The 6,156-nt window shown below is 41.3% G+C and carries 5 protein-coding genes; 2 read left to right on the top strand and 3 right to left on the bottom strand.

Translation table 11 applies throughout. The features are described from left to right. Positions 1-402 precede the first annotated feature (402 nt). Positions 403-1,845 carry a calcium-binding protein gene (locus BM021_RS14295; protein WP_090721669.1) on the bottom strand — a complete coding sequence of 481 codons (1,443 nt, stop codon included), beginning with the start codon at positions 1,843-1,845 and terminating at the stop codon, positions 403-405. A gap of 567 nt (positions 1,846-2,412) precedes the next feature. On the opposite strand from BM021_RS14295, the gene BM021_RS14290 reads away from it, so the two are divergent. After that, on the top strand, positions 2,413-2,934 hold the full coding sequence (locus tag BM021_RS14290) for a hypothetical protein (protein WP_090721668.1): 522 nt from the start codon (positions 2,413-2,415) through the stop codon (positions 2,932-2,934). 151 nt (positions 2,935-3,085) lie between these two features. Here the strand turns inward: BM021_RS14290 and mnmH are convergent, their stop codons facing one another. Both mnmH and selD read right to left on the bottom strand, forming a co-directional pair. Then, entirely contained in the window at positions 3,086-4,165 is a 1,080-nt protein-coding gene (gene mnmH, locus BM021_RS14285; RefSeq protein ID WP_090721667.1) for a tRNA 2-selenouridine(34) synthase MnmH, read from the bottom strand. Positions 4,166-4,167: 2 nt separating this feature from the next. Next, entirely contained in the window at positions 4,168-5,208 is a 1,041-nt protein-coding gene (gene selD, locus BM021_RS14280; RefSeq protein WP_090721666.1) for a selenide, water dikinase SelD, read from the bottom strand. 491 nt (positions 5,209-5,699) lie between these two features. On the opposite strand from selD, the gene rpsT reads away from it, so the two are divergent. After that, positions 5,700-5,963, top strand: a complete 264-nt coding sequence (gene rpsT, locus BM021_RS14275; protein WP_090721665.1) for a 30S ribosomal protein S20 — start codon at positions 5,700-5,702, stop codon at positions 5,961-5,963. The last annotated feature ends 193 nt before the right edge of the window (positions 5,964-6,156 follow it).

Here is a 6,156-nt window from a genome sequence, read left to right as displayed (position 1 = left end):
GTGTGGGATGAATTACGGGAAAAATTCTTTCATAACCGTGCCTTCGATAGTTTGGATGCGCTTGAGATACATCTGGAGAGCGCGCTAAAAAGCCTTGAATCAAACCAGGAAACTATGCGCAGCATTACCGGATGGGATTGGATTATTAATGCTGTTCCTAAATAGAATTGGAATTACACCAGTACATCGTGGGGCTAAACATCCGAAATTATTTAAACCGATAAGCTAAAGTCGTTCTTATTTCGGCAAATATAGGCCCAAATGCCAAATGAAAAGAATCGCTTAACCAATATACCCAGCTATTAATAGCATGACGCGCTATGAAAAATTAGCAAAATTTTTCTTTGAACTATAAATGACATGGGTGATTCTCACATCTAATCTTAATACTTGTGAGAGAAATCAAAATGAAAAAATAATGTCTCCAGACAAATCTACCCCCGTAATCCCTATCAGGGTGACTGTGCCATGTCCATCGACTGCAATTACCATATCATTTCCATCGTCATTAATACCAAGATCATCAAACGAATCTACGCCAGTTACATTGAGTTCGATTTGATCCCCATCCGATTGGCGAAAATCGTGAATGAAATCGTTTCCAAAGTGATCATTGAAGACGAAGGTATCAGCGCCGCCAGATGTGACATTAGTAGAAGCCAAATTATCATTGTTATTTATGAATTGCTTGATAGTTCCGATGAGGAGATTGGGTGTAATATTAGTATCAGTAAAGATTAAATTTTCTAAATTATCAATGAGATTGGAAATGGTATTAGGGATCAAATTATCATTGTTATTTACGAATTGCTTGATAGTTCCGATGAGGAGATTGGGTGTAATATTAGTATCAGTAAAGATTAAATTTTCTAAATTATTAATGAGATTGGAAATGGCATTAGTGAAGTCATCGCTATCTAAAATGTCATCCAAACTACTATCGTCTGATATGAGATTATTTGCATCGCCATACATATGATCTGTTGCGTTGATTCCACCGATCAAGCGATCATTGCCAGCCTCGGTAGAATCGCTCATGTCTTTTGCATCACCATAGAGATGGTTAGTAACACTTCCAATACCATTATTGTTACCGCCCCACAATGTGTCATTGCCGCCTTTAGAATAGCCGTGCATAGTAATAGCATCGCCGACAAGAATATTAGTGAGAATCCCATCCTTGTTATCACCGCCCCACAGTGTGTCATGACCGCCCTTAGAAGAGTCGAACATCACAGCAGCATCACCAGCCAAACCGTTAACAACCAGAATTCCGCCACTGTTATCACCGCTCTGTAATTTATCATTGCCGCCTTGAGAGCGATCGTACATCAAAGCTGCATCACCAGCTAAGCCGTTAATAAGAATCCCATTCTCGTTGTTACCACCCTGCAATACATCATTGCCGCCTTGAGAGCGATCGTACATCAAAGCTGCATCACCAGCTAAGCCGTTAATAAGAATCCCATTCTCGCTGTTACCACCCTGCAATACATCATTGCCACCTTTAGCGCGATCGTACATCAAAGCTGCATCACCAGCTAAACCGTTAATAAGAATCCCATTCTCGTTGTTACCACCCTGCAATACATCATTGCCACCTTTAGCGCGATCGTACATCCGAGCAGCATCCCCTGCTAGGCCATTAATAAGAATTCCACCATCACTGTTGTTACCTCCCCACAGCTTATCATTGCCGCCTTTAGCGCGACCGTACATGAGCCCAGTATCACCAATAAGTATGTTGATGGCACCATTATCTGTGCCAATCAACTCCTGATCTTCACCTTTTCCTCTAATAAGTGCTGGGTTTTTTTTCGAATCACCAAAAAGTATAGTTGTCATTGTGATTTATTCCTTTTGAGTTTAACTAAATTACGTTCGTAATCTTTTAAAATTCCCTCTCGTTAGTATTTCTTCGATCATCTTTTACTGCATTGCTTTTTGGAATCCGGCTCTTAAAAGTGACTGTTTTTAAAAAACCGAGAAGCGGAAGAAGATTTACTCTAAATTTTTATTATCGAAGCAAATTTTAAAAACTTTAGCTCGAATTTGATGTGATTCAACAGTCCGGGACTAAACACCTAGATCGATTCAGCGTCATTTTGTACTACGCCTCATCCTATTGAATTAAGGTGAGATCATAATTCAATACCCAGAAAGAGACCATAACATTAGTAGAGGTGATGTTGTGTATTGAAAGCGGGTTTCCACAGCGCTTAAAAATGGAGTCAATTTGACTTTATTAGTCCTGAGCGTGTTAGAGGCATTTATCTTAATATGTTATGATGAAGAACTTTCTTGAATAATCAAGAAGTAATTAGACTGAACGTATTTCGTTAAGTGTACTTTCCAACTGGACTTTCAATATGAATCTAAATCAAAAACTTCGCTGCTAAAGGCTGCATTTTTATGCAAGATTGGTTACGCCTAATTTCATCTAGTGTCGCTTTTGCAGCACTGCTCACTGCCAGTGCGCTATCCGTGCAAAATGCTAGAGCTGAGAAGATATGGAACTGGAGCTATTCGAGAGGCAATATTGCTGCCAGTGGAACGTTTGCGACATCCGAAACTACAAATGCGCAGGGCTTTTATCAAATTTTCAGCATTACCGGACATCGCAATGGTGAGCTCATTACCGGTTTGCATCCGACGGGTAGTGCAATTCCTGGGAATGAGCCTTATGTGCTTGACAATTTGATCCGCATCGACAGGCAAGGCCAGCTTACAACGCACGGATTCGGTTTTTCCACTGTGTCTGGCAATTATGCCAATCTCTTTTTCGCCGATTTTCTAGCATCACCAAGCTATATGGAAGTGTTTATAACGTCATCGAATTATTCCAGCGAACTACCGGTTACATTTTCGGCCGTACCGGTGCTTGAACCTGAAATCAAAATAGAACCGCCAGTCAGGGAATCAGGTAAGGATTAAATCAATGCATTAACTTGCAGAACTCAATCTTGCCAAAACAATGGTAGCATTCGCATCTTTCTTGTCGGCTTCAAAATTTTAGCACCTGATCCAAGCATTCTTTTCGCTTCATCAAGCTGCCACCAAGCCTGAGGCATATCTTCGGAAATAGCTAGCTTGCCGGATTATCTGCTTGTGATTGTAAATATTCAAAAACTTCTGACCCAGAACCTCGGTATAAAACCCTAGGCTGCCGCCGCTGAAGACTGTTCAAATATAGAGGATCGTAATAATATTTTAAAAGCTTCTCGATCCAAATTTTATTGACCTCGGTACCCTGTCCTTGCCGCCATTGATAGCGAGCTGTTTCGAGATCAGATTGGATCTCTGCATAGCGCACGCCCCCAAGGCGGCGGTTGATTTGCTGCAATGCAAAAAAATACTTATCAAACATAGCTTCCGAGCATTGCTCTTGTACATAATCCTGATAAATATTTTCAATTCTAATATTTATCGGTTCTTCGATGAGAACAATACTCGACTTGCGCAGATTTTGAAATAAAACTTCTGGCTGGATGCAGCGGCCGATCATGCGACTTTCATCCTCGATAATATATTTGACGGGTTGCGTTTGTGCCATTTGTATCCAGGCATAGCTCAGATGATTCTCAAAAACGGCTTGCTGCGGCTGTGGTCCTAGATTGCCAAAAGCAGATCCACGATGATTGGCTAATTTCTCTAAATCGAGGACTGCCCGGTAAGGCTTTAGTGCTCGTAACAGATGGGTCTTTGCTGAGCCCGTTGCGCCGCTGACTACTGTTAATGCGCTGTACTTTGATAATGTCATCAACTCATCGATTAAAAAATGCCGGAAGGCTTTATAGCCTCCTGCCAATCGTGGGCGATGAATACCAAGTTCAGATAACCATGCCTGTGCCTTTTTTGAACGCAGACCGCCACGGAAACAGGTGATCAACCCTTGTGGGTACTCGCGAAAAAAATTGACCCACTTTTGCAGCCTCAGTTGCTTTGCCTTGCCGCTAACCAATTGCTCACCCAGGGCGATAGCTGCCGCCTGACCTTGTTGTTTATACAAAGTGCCAACCGAAGCTCGCTGCTCATTATCAAGAATTGGTAAGCACGTTGAATGAGGAATATGTCCTTCGTTGAATTCAATTTCGGCGCGGACATCCAGAATGGGCGTGCTTTGTAAAACGATGGATTGATGGCTGTCGGCCCCGCAAAACTCCATACTTATCCAACCACGACAGAAGCCGGTTCTGCAATGATAACTTTGCCGATGATATCGGCTGAATGAAAGCGCTTGCGCAAGCTGGACAAGATGGATTCAGCCTGGTCAGCCGCAACGGATAAGAGCAATCCACCGCTAGTTTGCGGATCAAACAAAATTAATTTCTCAGTCTCGCTAATAGAGGAGTGCACTGTGATAGAGTCACGAGCATATGCGGCATTGGTACGGTGAGCCTTCGTCAGAAAGCCTTTTCCTAGAGAGGTAAAAGCGAGATCAAATATAGGCAAATGTTGAAAGTGAACGTAAAGAGTAACCGCAGAAGCTTTTGCTATTTGCATGGCATGCCCCGCCAATCCAAATCCTGTAATATCAGTGGCACTATGAATAGCCGCAGCCTGCGATGTGTTCAATAAGTCCAGCACGGCGTTGCATTTCATCATAGACTGAAGCGCTGGTTGTATATCGGACTCACTGTATTCTCCACGCTTAAGACCTGCAGTCAAGGTTCCCGTGCCCAATGCTTTGGTCAAAATTAATACATCACCTACTTTAGCCGTAGTGTTGGACCATATGTGTTGAGGATGAACATATCCTGTCACAGATAGCCCAAATTTCAGACTATCGTCGTCAATTGAATGGCCACCTACGAGATTGACGTTGGTTTTTGAGAGCAGATCACAAGCCCCCTGCATAACCTCGACAATTACTGCACTATCCATTGTAGCTAATGGAAATGCCAAAATTCCCATCGCAGTTTTGGGAATGCCACCCATTGCATAGACATCGCTAACGGCATTAGCAGCTGCAATCGCACCAAATGTTCTGGGAGTGTCTACGATGGGTGTAAAAAAATCCAAAGTCTGCACCATTGCCAGATCACTATTAATTTTATAAATGGCGGCATCATCAAATAATCCGCCATCGACCAACAGATTTTCATCTGATTTAGGGAATTGAACCTGAGATAAAATTTTTTGTAGTTCAGTGGCTGCGACTTTAGCAGCACAGCCTCCTTTTTGTACGGTTTGTGTAAGCCGAATCATTTCTTACTTGTTGGGTTTTTGGGTTTGTTTTAGGCCTTTTTATCGGATGGCTGATTACATAGAATAAATCTAAAGCTATTTAATCGACAAGTATCATTTATTGCCATAGAGCTAACTCATTATGATGATTATTGATTTGAATAATGTAAGTAGGTTTTTGAGAATTTTCCAGATTCGCATCAGTTGGCAGCAATTTGTAATAAGGTATTTTTTAACTACAGTCGTTATTTTATGCTGTTTGCCTTAGTAGTAGATGGTCGATTCATGTTCGGTTGTTTAGCCAAGTAGCGATTAGGCCAAGTGGCTCGGTTTCATGGCGGCTTATCTCAGCTAATGATCAAAATCTAACAGCTCAATCACCTTTCAACGATTATTAGTAATTTAGATAATTCTTACGATAAGTCATGAATTAAGTAATATAAGGTAAGGTTGCAATAGACTAGAAAAGAAAGTATTATTTGGCCTTTTCACTGAAAGAGTCGAGGATTTGTATGGCTAACAGTGCACAAGCAAGAAAACGTGCAAGGCAAGCTCTCAAACGAAGAGATCATAATAGTAGTTTGCGGTCAAAATTGCGTACTACTATTAAGCTCATACGGAAAGCAATAGGATCAGGTGATAAAGTGGCAGCTCAGCATGCGTTTAATAGTTCTATAGGAACTGTAGATTCTATTGCTGATAAGGGAATTATTCATAAGAACAAGGCTGCTCGATATAAAAGTCGACTATCTGCTGCAATTAAAGTAATGGCTTAACAAAGCGTAGTTACAAGTTATATAAAGTGAAATATTATTAAAAAATATTTGTAACTTGTAACTTGTGGATGAGCTTTTAGCGATGATAGTTGGGTTTGCGAGATTAGAACAATAAGAAGAGGGGGAAGTTATGAAAAACAAAGGAGAAGGAGAGAGGAGATGAATGCCAAGAGATGGCTGATTATAGGTGCGG

It is taken from the genome of Nitrosomonas sp. Nm166 (assembly GCF_900112825.1).
In the GTDB taxonomy this organism is placed as follows: Bacteria; Pseudomonadota; Gammaproteobacteria; order Burkholderiales; family Nitrosomonadaceae; genus Nitrosomonas.
This window is presented reverse-complemented; position numbering and strand designations above follow the sequence as displayed.